Annotated in this window: 9 protein-coding genes and 1 tRNA gene; 5 read left to right on the forward strand and 5 right to left on the reverse strand. The window is 35.3% G+C overall.

All coding sequences use genetic code 11. The features are described from left to right. Positions 1-12: 12 nt before the first annotated feature. Entirely contained in the window at positions 13-2,556 is a 2,544-nt protein-coding gene (locus ACPUVN_RS07485; protein WP_426370358.1) for an EAL domain-containing protein, read from the reverse strand. An 836-nt stretch (positions 2,557-3,392) separates the two neighbouring features. Then, positions 3,393-3,483, reverse strand: a tRNA-Ser gene (locus ACPUVN_RS07490). A 272-nt stretch (positions 3,484-3,755) separates the two neighbouring features. Here ACPUVN_RS07490 and ACPUVN_RS07495 point away from each other — a divergent pair. The 3 genes from ACPUVN_RS07495 (at position 3,756) to ACPUVN_RS07505 (ending at position 8,664) form a co-directional block, all read left to right on the forward strand. Continuing rightward, the gene (locus tag ACPUVN_RS07495; RefSeq protein WP_426357212.1) at positions 3,756-4,103 is read left to right on the forward strand and encodes a hypothetical protein; all 348 of its coding nucleotides are present in this window, start codon (positions 3,756-3,758) and stop codon (positions 4,101-4,103) included. Positions 4,104-4,134: 31 nt separating this feature from the next. Then, complete coding sequence (locus tag ACPUVN_RS07500; protein ID WP_426370359.1) at positions 4,135-6,726, forward strand: immune inhibitor A domain-containing protein; 2,592 nt, start codon at positions 4,135-4,137, stop codon at positions 6,724-6,726. Positions 6,727-7,542: 816 nt separating this feature from the next. After that, positions 7,543-8,664 (forward strand): PepSY-associated TM helix domain-containing protein, encoded by a 1,122-nt coding sequence (locus ACPUVN_RS07505; protein WP_426357210.1) that lies wholly within the window; start codon positions 7,543-7,545, stop codon positions 8,662-8,664. A 97-nt stretch (positions 8,665-8,761) separates the two neighbouring features. Here ACPUVN_RS07505 and ACPUVN_RS07510 read toward each other — a convergent pair whose 3' ends face one another. The 3 genes from ACPUVN_RS07510 to ACPUVN_RS07520 form a co-directional block, all read right to left on the reverse strand. After that, the gene (locus ACPUVN_RS07510; protein WP_426370360.1) at positions 8,762-9,286 is read right to left on the reverse strand and encodes a type II secretion system protein; all 525 of its coding nucleotides are present in this window, start codon (positions 9,284-9,286) and stop codon (positions 8,762-8,764) included. Between the two features lie 153 nt (positions 9,287-9,439). Then, positions 9,440-12,514 (reverse strand): D-2-hydroxyglutarate dehydrogenase YdiJ, encoded by a 3,075-nt coding sequence (ydiJ, locus tag ACPUVN_RS07515; protein WP_426370361.1) that lies wholly within the window; start codon positions 12,512-12,514, stop codon positions 9,440-9,442. Between the two features lie 236 nt (positions 12,515-12,750). After that, the gene (locus ACPUVN_RS07520; RefSeq protein WP_426370362.1) at positions 12,751-14,817 is read right to left on the reverse strand and encodes a hypothetical protein; all 2,067 of its coding nucleotides are present in this window, start codon (positions 14,815-14,817) and stop codon (positions 12,751-12,753) included. 348 nt (positions 14,818-15,165) lie between these two features. On the opposite strand from ACPUVN_RS07520, the gene ACPUVN_RS07525 reads away from it, so the two are divergent. Continuing rightward, positions 15,166-16,224 carry a 3-deoxy-7-phosphoheptulonate synthase gene (locus ACPUVN_RS07525; RefSeq protein WP_426370363.1) on the forward strand — a complete coding sequence of 353 codons (1,059 nt, stop codon included), beginning with the start codon at positions 15,166-15,168 and terminating at the stop codon, positions 16,222-16,224. 523 nt (positions 16,225-16,747) lie between these two features. Then, positions 16,748-18,361 carry a sulfatase family protein gene (locus tag ACPUVN_RS07530; protein ID WP_426370364.1) on the forward strand — a complete coding sequence of 538 codons (1,614 nt, stop codon included), beginning with the start codon at positions 16,748-16,750 and terminating at the stop codon, positions 18,359-18,361. The last annotated feature ends 55 nt before the right edge of the window (positions 18,362-18,416 follow it).

Genomic DNA, 18,416 nt, shown 5'->3' on the forward strand with positions numbered 1-18,416 from the left:
TCCGTTGGGTTATTAATTTTTTCTTTGATGATTTTGTAACAACGCTAAAGCGTTAGTTTCAGTCAATGGCTTATAAAAGTAATAACCTTGATGAATATAGCAGTCAGTTTCTAACAACCATTCCATCGTAGCTTTATCTTCAACCCCTTCGACAATAATATCTATTTTTAACATTTTTCCTAAGCCAATAATGGCAAGCACTATGCTGGCATTATCTTGATCAATTAAAATGTCTTTTATAAAGCTTCGATCAATCTTTATCGTATTAATTGGCATTTGCTTTAATATGCTTAACGATGAATATCCCGTTCCAAAGTCATCTAAAGCAATAGTGAAGCCAGCATCTTTTAGTTTTTGTAGATTTAAACCAGCTATTGACGGGTCTTGAATTAGAGCTGTTTCTGTTACTTCTAACGTAAACCATGATGGTGTTGCTTCTTTATCAGAAAACATTCTTATAATGGTTTCAGCTAAATCAGTACGATGTAACTGATTTGCAGATAAGTTTATTGCTATTTTCTGCTTATTATTAACTATGCCTTTCTGATGCCAACTTTTGGATATTTGTATAACGTCTTCAAATAACCAAATTGAAAAATCGTCCATCAAACCGTTGTTCTCAATAATATTAATAAAAACATCAGGTCCTACACTACCTACGTTAGGATGTGTCCAACGAGACAAAGCTTCAAAACCCACAAGATCTTCTGTACGTGCATCAATTTGTGGTTGAAATACAAGAGAAAAGTGTTGGTTGCTAATATTACTAAGGCTATCTTTTAAGTTTGATAGCATACTCGATTCACTTTCTAATTCTTTATTATAGAAGCAATATTGATTACGACCCAATTTTTTGGCTTGATATAATGCTAAATCTGATTTTCTAAGGATATCACTAGGTGTGAGCACTTCATCATCAGATGTAGCAATTCCCACACTACATGATAATAAAATATTCTTGCCATCTAATTCGAATGGAGCATGCATAGCTGTAATAACTTTATCTGCTATGGGTGCTAAAAACTTATGTTCGATCACATCAGTTAAAATAATAGCAAATTCATCACCACCCAATCGCGCAATAGAATCTTCATCTCTTACCGCTACTTTTAATCTACGACCAACTTCCTGTATAACTTTGTCGCCAACAGGATGTCCCATGGTATCGTTAATATGCTTAAATTTGTCTAGATCGATAAACATCACCGCCATTAAACCATGTCGACGAACTCTCGATATGGCAACGGTTAATCTATCGGTAAAAAAGGTTCTATTTGATAACCCCGTTAAATGATCATAATTTGCTAGTTTAGTTAGCTTTTCTGCATTTTGTTTAGTGCGAGTAATATCTTGCATGGTGAGTATCATGCCAGTTAATTCATATCGGTCACTAAATAAGCCAGCAATATGCAGTTCTACCCAAATATTTTGATTAGCTCCACCTTGTAGCTGAATTTCTTTCTTAAATTGTTTATGTTTTGAGGTAGACCGAAGCACTTTAGGCAATAAGTTTTTTTGGTCGTTGTCCGATAAACAGCTTAGCCATTTGCGCCCAATAGATTGCTGTAAATTTAAATTGGTATATCGAGTCCACGTTTCATTTACGTAACTACATTGCCAGTTATTATCTACTTGTATAATTGCCGTAGGTATCACATTAGTTAATGTTTTAAATCGTTGAATAGAAGAATAATACTCATCGTTATTAATTCCATTTTCTTGAAACTTTTCATTCAACATCAAACCAAAAAATTGTTTGTTTTCTTGCTTATATTCAAATAAATGTATATCAACCTTTATTGACTGATATTCACTGAGCATAAAGGTGACATTATTCCAATGAGTACAATCTAAATGCCCCAAAAAGTTAAGCTTACTAATAGTAGAAAACACTTGTAATGCCGTCTCAGGTATTGCCTTTTCTAATAATTTATCTAGCGCCACCCAACCACGTTGAGTGTTTGCATTAAATAAACGCTGTGAAGCAGAGTTGGCTTTAACAATGACTAATTCATCATCGAATAATAATGCGGGATGAAAAGTGTTATTTAAGATGGTTTCTATTAACTTTTCATCATAAAGCTCTACTGGACTAACTGAGTTTTTTGGGCGAGCTTTACTGCCTTTTAATAGGTTTAAAGCCGTAGATAAAAAAGGTTTTACATCAACTAATACATTGCTGTCTTTATTAATAATAATATTTACGAGAACAACGATTGCATATAAGCATTCATTCTCAATGATAGGAAGGTAGCAAATATTTGTTATTTTTTTATGTGCACATAAAGGTAAATTTGAAGCGATATTAATCTCATCAAAGTAAAAACTTTCTCTTATACATTCTTGTTCGAGAAATGTGTTTGTTATTTTTTGGTTGATTAAATCTTGAGTGCTGCCTAATAAATTAAGGTCAGTTACCACGGCATTGGATTTTTGGTCGATAAAACTAGGTGTGTTTTCTTGATCAACTAAGTAGCCAAAAGACATATCAGCATTTGTTGCTTTTGAGATTTTCTCGACACAATGCTTTAATAAAAGGTTACTAGCGTTATTCATAAAGTGTTGTTATACATATGTTGTTTACTATCTATTGTAGTTAATAATCAGAATATATCCTTATACTGTGAGTTATTTATTTTATATTTATCGGAATACTAATTTTATATTGCTTAAAATTGAGTAAAAAACTTACGTATTGATTTAATAATCAATGAGAAACGTAACTATAGATACTCTTAAATATCAATATTTAGCGCTAGTTTACCTGTAGTTACAGTGGTTACAAGTAATAAAATTGTAAGTGTTAATGATCATCCTTTATTTCTTTGTATTATTAAATTTAAAAACTGTTTCAATAGCAAACATAGTAATTTTCACAATAAATATATTTTAAAAAACATGAGAATGTCAGAACATAGCGATGTAATAAAAACTGACGCTACAATTAGAAGTTGTGCGTTAAATCTAATATATATTTACACTTAGTAAGGTAAAATAACCTTCATCTTGCGATTAAAAAAACACTATTAATGTGGCGGTGAGATAAAGGTTTAAACTCTACAAAACGGTGCTGCTCTATATACCCACAGGTTAGAATGCAAAAAACCCGCTAACCTTTCGATTAACGGGTTTCTCTTAATGTGGCGGTGAGGTAGAGGTTTGAACTCTACAAAGGTTTAGCGCTATAAACCCAGTACTGCATATATTAAACATTAAACTTTAGATGAAAAAAAACCGCTAACCTTTCGATTAACGGGTTTCTCTTGATGTGGCGGTGAGATAGAGGTTTGAACTCTACAAAGGTTTAGCGCTATAAACCCAGTACTGCATACATTAAACATTAAACTTTAGATGAAAAAAAACCGCTAATAAATTAGCGGTTTTTTAGAATGTGGCGGTGAGATAGAGATTTGAACTCTAGAAGGGCTATAAACCCTTGCTGGTTTTCAAGACCAGTGCTTTCGACCACTCAGCCATCTCACCTGAATGCAATTAACGCGTTGCGTTAAAGCGAGGCGAATATTAAAGAGAGTTGAAACCTTTGTAAAGTACTTTTTTGAGGAAAAGTGTGTTTTTTTACTGGTTGGATGAAAAACAGCTGAACAACGAATAAAAACCATACATATCCTGTCTTTTACTTAGTGGAATAATAAAATATTACATTAATACCTACATTAAATATCCTGTATTTGTTTACAATAGATATATAAGCACTAAAGTTGAGTGATAGGTTTATTTTTTTAAATAGGAGTTTTATGAAGTTACTTTTAATCAAATCTGTAGTTTTTAGCCTTGTTTCAATAAGTAGTTTAGGATGTCAAAGTCAGGTAGAACTTACTCCTGTCGAAATTGATCCTAATGCAAACCATGTAACGGTCGATAATAACCAGGTTAACAAGAAAGAAGTTAATCAGTTAAAGCGTAAATATGCTGTATGTAAAAAATCATCTAGCCCTATGCTAAAAAATAAAAGTAAATTAAAAGAAATGTTATTTAAAGAGGGAAAGTTGAATAGCGATATGTCTGAAGACGAAATTAATACTTATGTAAATGAGTATATTAAGAAAAAGTCTTCTGTGCCTTGTAAGCCGTTGTCTAAGTAGTCGGCTAACTTTCCTTTATTAAAGGTTGAACATGTTTAAATTATCTAAAATTGCCCTTTTGACCAGTTTAGTCACTTGTAGTGGGATGTCTTTTGCTGATTCCGTTGCTCACTCAGCTTCTACAGATTTTGGTATTGTTGATAAAACAAGAATTTTATATTGGTTAGAAAAACGTGGTGAGCTTTCAGCTAACGCATCTGACGCAGAAAAGCAGCAAGCTTTTGATAGTTACATTGCCGATAGAATGAGTAACCAAAATAATAAGTTACCTAAAGGCTTAATGAATAAACGAGCTGCGGTAAATAAAGCGGTTAAAGCTTCTATTATTGAAAAACAATCGGTAAAAAGCACCAGTGTTCAAAAAGTTGATGGAGATATTGATAATACCATTAAAGTATTAGCCATCATGATTGATTTTCCTGACTTGCGTTACAACGATAATGGCTTAACGGCTTTTGATACAGATATGTATTACGATGACTATCCGATGTCGCACTATCAGAATTTATTATTTTCCCATACTGGTTTTACTGGTCCTGACGGAGATAATCTACAATCAGCTTACCAATACTATCAACAAGAGTCAGGTGACACATTTGCCTTTAGCGGCAATACCTTTGGTTGGTATACAGCAAATAACAATGCTAATTATTACGGCGCTAATAATGATGACCCTAGAAACGCTATAAATGAAGATGACATTAATGTTGATGAACTTGTAATTGAAGCCGTTGAGAAAGCGGTTGCTTTAGGGCAAATTGATTTAAGTGATTACGATAAAATTAGTGAAATTGATTTTGATGGTGATGGTAATTTAGATGAACCTGATGGCATAGTCGATCACATTATGATTTTTCATTCGAGTATCGGTGAAGAGTCTGGTGGTGGCGATTTAGGCGACGATGCAATTTGGTCGCATAGATCAGCTGTATTTACTGAAGACTTTGATGCCGTTAGCGTTACAGGCTCTGATGTTAAAATTTATAGCTACACTATTACACCTATCGATGCTTCTATGGGCGTTGTGGTTCATGAATTTGGTCACGTTTTAGGTGTACCTGATGAATATGACTTAACAAATGATGCTACCGGAGCACCTGTTCAAGCTTGGTCTGTTATGGGGAGTGGGAGCTGGTTGGGAAGTCCTCGTGGCTCTGAACCTGTATCTTTTAGTCCTTATGCTAAAGAATTCTTTCAAGATCGTTACGGTGGTAATTGGGTAAATCAACAAACGATTACTTTTTCAAATTCAATAAATGAAACGTTATCATTGGTAAGTGCATCGACACATAATGGCAGTGTTGATCAGATCAAAGTTGATCTGCCTATTGTACCGAGAGATTTTGGTCAGCCCTTTACTGGGGAGTATCAGTATTATTCAAATAAAGGTAATGAGTTAAGCAATTCGTTAAGCTTTAATACAAACTTAGGATCTAACAGCCCTACTTTAACAATGAAAGCACGATGGGAGATAGAGCAAGATTACGATTATGTCGTTGTTAATGTAAACGGTACTGCAGTCGCAGGAAATCACACTGAAGTGACAAACAATATTTACCCAAGAGTTAATAACTTTATAAGTGGTGAATCAGCCAATATTTCTGGCGCTTCAGCAGACCTCGGCTGGGTCGATTTAACCTTTGATTTATCTAACTACAGTAATGAAAATGTTACAGTTGAGATAGTTTATGAAACAGATGAAAGTGTTTATGACTATGGCTTTGTAGTGGATGACATTACAGTTACATCAGGTAGTACAACCACCTTTAGTAATGGTGCTGAAACTCTTTCTCCTATTAGTTTAAGTGGCTTTAGCCGAATAACTAACACGGTTGAAGGAGATGAACATCATTATTATGTGCAACTTCGTGACCATAAAGGCAATGACTCCTCTTTACCTTCTTTAGATTATGATCCTGGTGTTTTAATTTGGTATAGAGATGTAGGTATTGACAACAATAATGTGAGTGACCACCCTGGGGATTTATTTCTTGGTGTTGTTGATGCAGATCAGAACTTAATATTACGTAATGGCAACCCTAGAGATACTGAAGTACAAGTACGTGATGCTGCTTTCAGCTTATACCCTCAAACAGCAAGTACAAACGATACATCATTAACAAGCAAAGCTATATTCAGTGATAGCGATGATTACACTTCTCCAGATCAGGTTAAATCCGGTATTAACCTCCCTGTGTTAGGGGTAAATATAGAAGTGATTACTCATGCAAGTGATAACTCTTTGGCTTCCATAGTATTGACCAATAATCTTGATACATCTGATGACGGTGATACATCTGATGACGGTGATACATCTGATGACGGTGATACATCAAATGATGGTGATACATCAAATGATGGTGATACATCAAATGATGGTGATACATCAAATGATGGCGACACATCAAATGATGGCGACACATCAAATGATGGTGATACCTCAAATGATGGCGATACATCAAATGATGGCGATACAACGGAGACTCCAGTTACAACTGTGCCAGATGAAACCGCAGATACAGCATCTACGAATAATTCAGGCGATTCTGGTGGTTCAATACACTGGTTAACGATTCTATTTGCAGGTTTATTTGTTAATCGAAAATACGCTAAGAAAAAGTAAAGTTGATATAACTTCACTCAACTAGATCTAGCATTAAATTGAGTGATGTTATTATAGTTGTAAATTAAGCCCTATATGCTCAGGGCTTTTTTTATGCCTGTATATCCTCAAAGAACTTACAATCACACTTAACATTACAATAAATAAATATAAAACAATTACTTACATAAACCCCATGTTAAACCACTTTCCAATAAACAGTTGTTTTTACAATAATTCAACTTTAACTACGCATAACTAAAAGCACGATTAAAACCCCATTAGCCTCTCAATTTTTAAATGACTTACCTCTTCCGTTAACCAGAGTTGAGATTATTTAAACACACAACACTCAAATGATACTGATTCGTATTTACATTAAGATGGCGATTATGTATCATCTTCGCAATTACAAATTAAGTAACCTGAGCTCAGCTTAACAAATGTTTCTCTAGCATCTAATTTTCCTTACTTCTGCGTTAAATTTACTTGCAATATCTCGCTATTGACGCGAAATTTGCCTTGAATTAAGAAAAACTATCAAGCTAGAGAGTCAATTAAAAAATGATTATTTATTTTTCAATTTGTTAAATATCTCTTAAACACAGTTCAGGTTAAGTACTAAAAAAATAAGACAAAATAAGAATAATTAAATTTGTAGCCACATACACATTAAATTGAATTCAAGGGTTGTTAGCGTTTTACATTTTTAAATATAAAACTTAACAGCTAGATTAGGATATTTTATTTAAAAAAACTGTAGATCAGACAACGTTTAGTTCAACATTATAACAAAAAGGAATCAACGGTTTAGTTACCGTTTTACTGTTAAGTATTATGAGAAAGAAACTATATAAATGGCACTCTCTTGGTGCCCTTTTTGCAATGTTACCTTTGGTTATTATTTCCTTCACAGGAAGTGTATTGGTATTTAAAGTTGAATTAGACAATTTATTAATGCCTGAAAATATGCAGGTAAGAAATAATAACGATACAAGTTACATGAAAGACAGATTATCGTTAGATTTACTTATGGCTAAGGTAACAACTACTTACCCTGATCATGAAATTGGCAGTTGGGAAATATTTGATGATAAAAGTAGAACCGATGCTGCGTATCTTATTAAACATCATACAACGCAATGGTCGAAAATTTATATAAACCAATATAATGGCGAACTCCTGTCTTCACCTGTTGGCTTATCAGATGATTTATCCGATTGGTTATTAGACTTACATTACAAATTACTGCTGGAAACTAACGGCATGTTTTTAGGGGCTATTATCTCTATATTACTCTTGTTTTTAGGCGTTAGCGGCATTGTGTTATATCGAAGATTTTGGGTTAACTTTTTTACATTACGCTTTAAGTTAGCACGTAGAATATTTTTCAGTGATTTACATAAAATGATTGGTATATCGAGCTCTCCAGTTATTATCATTCTTGCTTTTACGGGAGCGTGGTGGAATGTGTCAGAAGTTATTCATGAAGTATCTGAGCATATTATTGAAGAACCGTATTTAATAGAAAAGCCGCTGCACAATACAACATTATCAATTCAGTCGTTACTAGATCGTAATAAAGAGACGATTCAAGATTTTGAAGCAACCTACCTGCTTATGCCCTACGAACCTGAAATGAATATTCTATTTTACGGTAAAGTAGATTCGTCTAATCCTTTGAATAGCGACTACTCAAGCACCATCACTTACGATAAAAACTCTGGCAAGATGATCGATTATTTAGATGTAAGAACAGCAAGTAACGCTCATGTTTCAGTAGATAGCTTCAGAAAACTACACTTTGGACACTTTGCTGGTTTACCAAGTAAACTAATTTGGTGTATTTTGGGCCTAAGTCCATCAATTCTTGCGTTTACTGGTTTGTATCTATATTTGTATAAGAACAGAAATAGAAAGGCATCAAAGCTTGTTAAGCTTAAAAGAGCGTTAAGTTAAAGTAACAGACAAAAAAATAACTTAGCAGGAATATCTGAATATTCTTGTTAAGTTATTAATATTATATTTAATGTTGAAATTAGTATGTTATTTGTAATTAACAGTCTGCTGACTCTAAGCCTATTTCTGGCTCGCGACCGTCTTGATGATTAACATAATACACGCCACATTCGTCGTTAAAGCTATAGCCATTTGAATATACCTTAGCGATTCGGCCTGTACCTGATGTAGTAACACCGCTTGGTATGCTTTGTTCAAAGCCTCGACCACACCAATCAACTTCACATAATGTATCAAGGTCACTAGTAAAACCTACACTGTCTAAATCAACTACATAACGCAAGCTACTGCCCCAATAACCTGTAGGGTAACCACTGTGTATACTAATTGTAATATCCCCAACTGTAACAGAGTTACTACCTGATGTTTTATCTTGAACAATCGCTTTGGCATTAACCATATTTGTACCACTACGAATAGCGCCTAGCATACCTTGAAGTTTAGCCACGGTTGCGTCAGAAGTTAGATCGATAAATTTAGGGGCTGCAGTGGCCGCTAAAATCCCCAATATAACAATCACCACAACTAATTCTATTAAAGTGAAACCTTGATTTTTTTTCATAAAGTTAACCTGATATAATTTTCATTTACATATTTAAAAAATCAATTGCTAATGAAATTAATAAATTAATAAATTAATAAATTAATAAAAAACTAAACATCCAATCGATGACACTATAACTGCCGAATGAAATAAAACTTAAATGTGTTTATGTTAAAGCAGTTCAGCCAGTACTTGTGCTGGATGTCTTGCTTTTAAATCTGCAAAGCGTTTTGTTTGGCTTCTACAAGAAAAACCAGTAACCACGATTTGTTGAGAGTTTAAGCGCTCTACTTTCGGCTCCCAGCTTGATTCAAATAAAGCTTTAGAGTTTTCTAAGTTCACTTTTTCATGACCGTATGTTCCTGCCATGCCACAACAACCCACACTTTGCTTTTGTAGCGATAAACCTAAACCTTTAAAAATAGCGATCCACTGTGCTTCACTATTCGGTAAGGCGGTTTTTTCTGTACAGTGCGAGAACAATTGATACTCAATGTCAGACGACGGTTGAATGTTAGCTTTAATCTCTTCTAATTTCGGTGTTAACCATTCATGTGCTAACAATACAGAGAAATCGCCACGCTTATCACCTAATATTTGTTTGTATTCGTCGCGGTAACATAAAACTAACGAAGCATCTAAGCCCACCATAGATAAGTTAAGCGCTTGCAGTTTATTTAAAAACTCTGCGCTGTTTTTAGCTGTGCTAGCAAAGCGTGATAAAAAGCCTTTAACATGCTGAGCTTTACCATTAGGTTTGAAAGGTAATAAGACTGGCTTATAACCACACTTCTTGGCTAGCAACATCATCGACTCAACCGTAGCAGCGTCGTAATAAGAAGTGAACGGGTCTTGAACGATTAATAGGTACTGTTTACGCTCTTCTTCAGATAAAGCTTCTAGCTTGCTTAAGTCGAAAGCTTCAAATACACCGGCATTAATTTGCTCGTTAACACTGCTTTCAAGTGTAGGCACAGATAACAATGGTGTATTCACATAACCGATAGTTGCGCTTGAAAACTTATCGTAAATTTTAGAACCTAGCACGCTGTTCACTAGCTTAGGTGCTTTAGCCAAAATAGGTGTGATTATTTCAACATTTGCCACTAAGTGATCTTTTAGCGGACGGAAATAACGTGTGTGATATAAGTTAACAAAGCGTGCTTTGAAGTCTGGAACATCAACTTTAATTGGGCACTGGCTCACACATGATTTACACGCTAAACAACCTGACATAGCTTCCATAACTTCGTGTGAAAAGTCGTTTTTATAATCATTAGAAAAGCGACTTTTCATCTTAAATATTGTTTGATCAAGCAACTGTTTAACCGACCAACCATTTACGTCTTGCTCTAATTTAAGAACATCTACGCCTTTAACCTCTAACAAGCGTAACCACTCTCGCATCAAGCCAGCTCTACCTTTAGGGGAGTGACGGCGGTCACGCGTTACTTTGCTTGAAGGACACATTGGGCTATCAGCGTCATAGTTAAAACATAACCCGTTACCATTACAGTCTAGTGCTGACTTGAAAGAGTCTTTAACTTCAATCGGTATTTGTCGGTCGTAAAAACCACGTTTAATTGCATCAACAGAAACTAGTTTTTCAGTAGATTCTAGCGGTGTACAAATCTTTCCTGGATTCATTTTGTTAAGGGGATCAAATGCCCCTTTAACTTTACGAAGTTCTAAGAATAACTCTTCACCAAAAAATTCTGGACCATATTCACTACGATAACCACGACCATGTTCACCCCACATTAAACCGCCATATTTTGCAGTTAAGGCAACCACTTGATCTGAGATTTGACGTAGTAAAACTTCTTGCTCTGGATCACACATATCTAATGCTGGACGCACATGTAAAACACCTGCATCGACATGACCAAACATGCCGTATTGTAAATTGTGGCTATCGAGTAACGCTCTAAATTCTACAATATAATCAGCTAAATTTTCTGGTGGTACCGCGGTATCTTCAGCAAATGCGATTGGCTTTTGACGTCCTTTTGTATTTCCTAACAAACCAACCGCTTTTTTACGCATAGCATAAAGTTTGTTGATACTCGCAAGATCACTCGTTACTTGGTAACCAATAATACCGCCAATGCTATTTTCAATTTCGTTATCTAACCGCGCCGTTAATTCAGCCACTTGCTCGGCTAAGTCTTCAACGCTAGTTCCGTTGTATTCAACAACGTTAATACCGTCCATTACCTTGCCTTCAACATCGGTAATAAGGTCGCTAACTGAATGCCATACAATATCTTGTTTAGCTAAATTAAGCACTTTGCTGTCAATCGTTTCAACTGAGGTTGCTTTAGCTTCAACTAACGCAGGAGAATGTCTTAAAGCTGAATCAAAGCTGTCGTATTTGATATTAATAACAGTTTTAGCTTTTAATATTTCGTTTAAGTCGAGTTTCGCTTCACAGACAAAGGCTAAAGAACCTTCTGAACCTGTAATGATACGGCTTAAGTCAACTTGCGTTAAGTCGTCATTAAATACATGTTCTAAATCGTACCCTGTGAGGAAACGATTTAAACGTGGAAATTTTTCAAGAATTTGTTCACGATTATCTTTACAGCTTGCAAGCACTTGTTTAAGAATTTTACCTAAGCTTGAGTCTTCTTCTGAAAGCTCAACGGCTTTTTCCATGCTCATTGGCGTGGTATGTAAAAAGTCACCATTAGCTAATATAGATTCTAGCTCTAGCACGTGGTCAGACGTTTTACCGTAGTATAAAGACCCTTGACCTGAAGCATCTGTGTTGATCATGCCACCAATGGTTGCGCGGTTACTTGTTGATAAGTCAGGTGCGAAAAAGAAGCCAAAAGGTCGTAAGTAATCATTAAGCTGGTCTTTAACCACACCCGCTTCAACTCTTACCCAATTCTCTTTTACGTTAATTTCTAATATACGGTTCATGTACTTAGACAAATCAACAACGATACCAGGTGTTAAACTTTGACCGTTAGTACCTGTTCCGCCCCCTCTTGCACTGAATTTAATTTTGTTGAATTTTTCTTCATTGGCTAACTGGGTAATAATTTGAACATCAAACTTATTGCGAGGATTAAGCACCAACTGTGGCAATTGCTGATATACACTGTTATCAGTCGCCACAGACAAACGAGCACCATATTGGCTACTAATATCACCTTGGTAAGGTGTTGACTGTAATACATGGGCAAACTCTTGATAAAGAGGATCTACTACTTCAATGTGGTCAATTCTAGGTAACATATTATTATATTTAAGCAACGTTGATTATGACGTAAGTATATCATGCTGTTATGAATAATTAATTGATAATTGGTGTTCGAGTATTAATAATCTTTCTTCGCCTAACTCAGCAGCGCAAATATAAATTGGTAATTAAAACATACCCTAAGGTGAAATTAAAAAAGCACCTAACAATTAAGGTGCTTTTAAATATTTGTGCGACCCATACTGAGATGGGTCAATGAAGACTATTTAAACTAATGAGCTTGCAATGAAGCTGGCACTATCGCGACCGATTCAGGAGCTGTATAACTAATACTTAAATCAGGAACAATATCTCCGCCTGAACTCGTTAATATATTATCAAATCGCATCACTAGGTTATTTGATTTTTCAGCAACATATAAATGTGAGCCTGTATACATAATATCGACAGGGTTACCTAAATTAGTATTTGCACCTGATATGCTCACTGAGATATCCGTTACACCACTCGCTGCAGCTGCATCATTCATTACATAAATTTTACCATCTGTTATATCGTCAGCACTGCCTACATCAGAAACAATAAGTGAATCACTTGAAGGATCATAATCAATGCCATGAATATTTGTTGGAGCTTCTAAAGGAGCACCTGCAGTTGCTGGTACGATTAATCGACTTTCAGCAGTGATGTCAGTAACACCAGCATTAATATTTGCAAGTACTTCATCAAACACAGCAATAGTACCATCCGTTAATGCGACAAATGCTTTATCAGTTTGTGCATCGTAATCAACATCCCAAGGTCTTGCCAAATTGCTTGTACTCAATGTTAAAACAGGTGATACATTGCCTGAAGCACAAGAAGAGTAAATTAATATACCTGGCGTTGTCTCGTTATTTTCAGCAACCAAAATCATGCCTGCTTGTGAGGCTACGTCTAAGCCTTTTGGTTCAACTAAACCTGTATTTGAGCCACTTATTACACGATCGTAAGATGGATTGTACGTTCCATCAGAACGATTAGTCGCAACTTTGGTTGAAATTAATATACCAGAAGCATCACCGTCAAATGTTGTGTAACTGTTGCCTGCAGCGTCAAATGTGCTACTTTCTTGTGTACGTTGTGTATCATAACTGCCTGAATTACTTGTAAGTGAAGCATCAAAACTAGCAACCATATTACTTGTTGCTCCTGGTGTAGCTGGGTTACTTGATACAGCAACAGATAAAATATCGGCTGAACCATCTGTAATGTCAGAAACATCAACCAGTTGATAACTTTCTGGCACTTCAACCAAAGATTCTGGCTTTTCAGTACTTGTGATTAAATCTGGCGCAATGTCACCACTTTCTCCATTATAAATATCAGAGAAAACTAAAATAGCATCATTTGATTTTTCTGCGACTCTTAAGTCTGTACCTGTAAGCGTTATATCTACCGGATTACCTAACATGGTAGTAGGACCAGCAATTGTTCTAGCTACAGTAATATTACCATCCGCAGAATCAGCATTATTAATAACAAAAATACTACCGTCAGTTATATCTTCTGCGTCACCCACATCAGACAGAACCAGTGTATTTGTTGATTTATCTAAAACAATACCGTGGATATTTACCGATACTTTCATTCCTGCTTCATCACTTGGCGTAATAACTCTTGCTGGAGTAGCAGCAAAATCACTTTCTACAAAGTCATCATAAACGGCTACCGTTCCATCTGTAAGTGCTACATATAGGCGATCGTTATCATCGTCATATACTAAATCCCATGGCGTAGCATCTGTTATAGTTGTAGCTACAGGCATCACATCGCCAGCAGCCTGATCACCATAAATAGACACTTGCATGGCGTTGAAATCAGCTACAAAGACCAATCCCATTTTTTCAGAATGATCAATACCTTTAGGGTTAACAAGTCCTGTTGATGAACCCGTTAATTCTCTATCTATATTTGAATCGTAGCTTGCACCATCAGCTCTATTTTGAATATGACAAACGGTTCGTAAACTAGCTACTGAAGCATCGCCAGCGTGTACTAAATGACCTAGTTTATTTATATCAACACCTTCATTATTACCCGATGTGAATGTTTTTAATGTCGTTGCGTTTTCGTCAATTAAATTTGTAGTTCCAACATTGCTAGGTCCATTATTGGATAAGATAAAATTACTAGGAGATAAAGATGGCTGTTCGTTATTATCGTCCAGACCTATATTTCCATCCGTGTTATTTGTTCCACCACCACTATTACAGCCCGTAATACCAAGCACAACAGCTAAGCTAATTGTAGTTAAACTTAAGGCTTTACTCGTGTTTTTTGATTTATATCTCATCATTCTTTCCTTATTAAATTAATTAATTCACACTGACTATTAATGAATTTCTTAAGTTAACAGCAGCACTATATAGAAATAACGACTGAGTTTTATTATTGGATGCAAAAATTAAAAAAAATAACAAATAAAACAAACTTAACGCACTGATAAATAACAATGAATTAAATTAAATTATTTTCATGCTTTTAATATTTAATACCTGTATATAAAACTTTACTGTTACGCTGTTTATTTTTAATAACGTTTTTATAAATATTGAGTAAAACATTAACTAAGCTCTTCTTTACCTGTACAATTTGAATATTAATTACTCCTCATTCACTTGAGCGCAACGTTTTAGAAAATACCATGACAATTAAAACTGATGAATTACGCACTACCCTTATCGATAATTTAGTATCTCCTGCAGAGTTAGCGAATCAAATTCCTCTTGATCAAAAGACTGCCGATTTTATTATTGAAAGCAGAAAAAACATCGAAAAAGTCATTTCAGGTGAAGACGATAGACTGCTTCTTATTATTGGTCCTTGTTCAATTCATGATCCTGAAGCAGCGATTGATTACGCGAAAAAACTTAAAGTATTAAGTGATAAACACGAAAATGAATTATTGATTGTTATGCGTGTGTATTTTGAAAAACCTAGAACCACTGTTGGCTGGAAAGGTTTGATCAGCGATCCTAATTTAGATAAGTCTTTTAATGTTGCTAAAGGCTTAAACCTTGCGCGTAACTTATTAATGGAAGTAAACAAAATAGGCTTATCGGCAGGCACTGAATTTTTAGATATGGTTACAGGTCAATATATTTCAGACTTGATCAGCTGGGGAGCTATTGGCGCACGTACAACAGAAAGCCAAGTTCACAGAGAATTAGCTTCAGCACTTTCATGCCCTGTTGGTTTCAAGAATGGTACTGATGGTAATATTCAAATTGCCTTAGATGCGATTAAAGCAGCAAGTGTTCCTCATGTTTTATATTCACCAGATAAAAGTGGGCAAATGTGTATTTATCAAACACACGGCAACCCGCATTCTCATGTAATATTACGTGGTGGTAAAGTACCAAATTATCATGAAGAAGATATTCAACAAACCCAAGCTTCATTAACAAAAGCTGATATAAAAACAAAAATCATGGTGGATTGTAGCCATGGTAATAGCTACAAAGACCATAAGAAACAAATCGATGTGGCTAAGTCTATTGCTGCACAAATTGAACAAGGTGACACTTCTATCTTTGGTTTAATGGTTGAAAGCTTTTTAGTGGAAGGTAATCAAAAAGTAGAATCGATTGATACGTTAACTTACGGACAAAGTATTACTGATGCTTGTGTTAATTTAGATGAAAGTGAAGACATTATTAACCTATTAGCGAATGCAGTAACCGTTGCTCGTTCAAAAAAGTAAAACGTAAATCAAGCTAACTGAAAACTCATTTTTAGTTAGCCAACTTGTTCAAGATCAAAAAGAAAACCTTTCTTAGTCGCACCAATCAAAAACAATTTGACCTTAAAGACATATTCACTATATCTTTAAGGTCGATACTAGGGTCTATTGATCTTTCAGGGTTAAATTTTATTCAATTTAAAACGGATTTAATCGCGATGCGAGCTTTGTCTAATAGTCATTCTATTAAAAAAGCGAACAGCAATGAGTAAATTCGTTTTAAATGAACCCAAAGGGCAGCATGTGTTTGATATTTATACTACGTTATCGTCTGTTCGAGTAGCCAGCTACACGTCACATACTCTGCCTTGTCTAAATATCAAACACCTTGCTGTAAAAACAATCTCGAAAGTTCAACAGACCCTAATAGCACAGCATTTAAAATATAAATCCCAAAAGTTACTAACAATACGCTATTGTTATCTTATTCCGTTTCAGATTATTAGTCCTTTACCGTTATCCAAATTAAGCAAGGAGGCAGATTATGACAATGTTAACTAAACCAACATTTACTTTAACAAAACTCGTAAAAACTAACCCTATTCATCATTTACTCTCTTTATCTCTATTAATGTCATTCTCTGCAGTATTACTTGCAGGATGTAGCCAAGAAGGCACAGAAGCTCAAAGCAATGCAAATTCTGTAATAGCTAAACCCAATGTTATTGTTTTTTACGTAGACGATTTAGGCTACGGCGACTTAGGCGTATACGGAGCAAAAGGTGTTAAAACACCAAATGTAGATGCGCTAGCTAAAAATGGTATTCGTTTTACCGATGCCCATAGTTATTCAGCAACTGGCACCCCTTCTCATTATTCATTGTTAACAGGTGAATATGGTTTTCGTGAAAATGTTACTTTATTAAAAGAAGATTCAGAATTAATTATCCCAAGAACAAAACCTACCTTAGCAACATTATTTAAAAAAGCAGGTTATAACACCGCGGTAATCGGCAAATGGCTACTAGGTTTAGGCGATGCTAAATCTGATGTAAATTGGAACGAGAAAGTGCTTTTAGGGCCTGCTGAAGTAGGCTTCGATTACAGCTTTATTATTCCTGGTGCTGTTGAAAAAGTACCAACTATTTATCTAGAAGACCAATATGTTGTAAATGTAAAAGCAGAAGATCCCATTTCTATTAGTTTAGAAAATAAAATTGGTGACAGACCAACAGGTGCCGAAAATCCAGAACTTTTACTCCAACAAGCTGATGAATTGCATGGTGGCAGTATTATAAACGGTATAAGTCGTATTGGTTGGATGAAAGGCGGTGCCGATGCTGAGTGGAAAGACGATAACTTTTCGCAAATATTTACTAATATGGCTGACTTTTATATAGAAGATAATCAAGAAACTCCCTTTTTCTTATTCTTCTCATTCCACGATATTCATGTACCACGTATGCCTAATGAAATGTTTAAAGGCAAAAGCAGTATGGGACCTCGCGGTGATTCAATTGCTCAAATGGATTGGATCACAGGTCAAGTTGTTAACAAATTAAAGGCTAAAGGCTTACTCGATAACACCTTAATTGTATTTACCAGCGATAACGGACCTGTATTAATGGATGGTTATGAAGATGGCGCGGTAAAACAACTCGGTAACCACAAACCTGCTGGTGACTTTAGAGGTGGAAAATACAGTGCATTTGAGGCGGGTACACGAGTGCCAACCATAATTCATTACCCTGATAAGGTTAAACCTGGTGTTAGCGACGCTTTAATGAGCCAAGTCGATTTATACGCATCTTTTGCTGACATGTTAGGTATTGAGCTTGGTCACCATGAAGCAATCGATAGCCAAAACCAATTAAAAGCATGGTTTAATTCAAAAAGCACAGGGAGAACTGAGTTACTGCAAGAGTCGCAAACATTCTCGCTAAGAACTCAAGAATGGAAATATATTGCACCAAGTAAGAAACAAGTGGATTGGATAAAAGAGGAGAAGAATATTGAGTCTGGTGTATCTCCCCTTCCTCAGCTTTATAATATGTTGAAGGATCCAGCTGAACAAAATGATTTGGCTGAATCTGAAACAACAGAAGTGAAACGCTACCAAGAGAGAATTGCTACGATAAAAGCGAGAAATCAAAGGTAGTTAACCTGAACTCGGTTTAAGTTGTCTTTAATTCATTGAAATTATTACTAATAAA

Origin of the sequence: Pseudocolwellia antarctica (genome assembly GCF_049933045.1) — a bacterium.
Taxonomy (GTDB): Bacteria; Pseudomonadota; Gammaproteobacteria; order Enterobacterales; family Alteromonadaceae; genus Pseudocolwellia.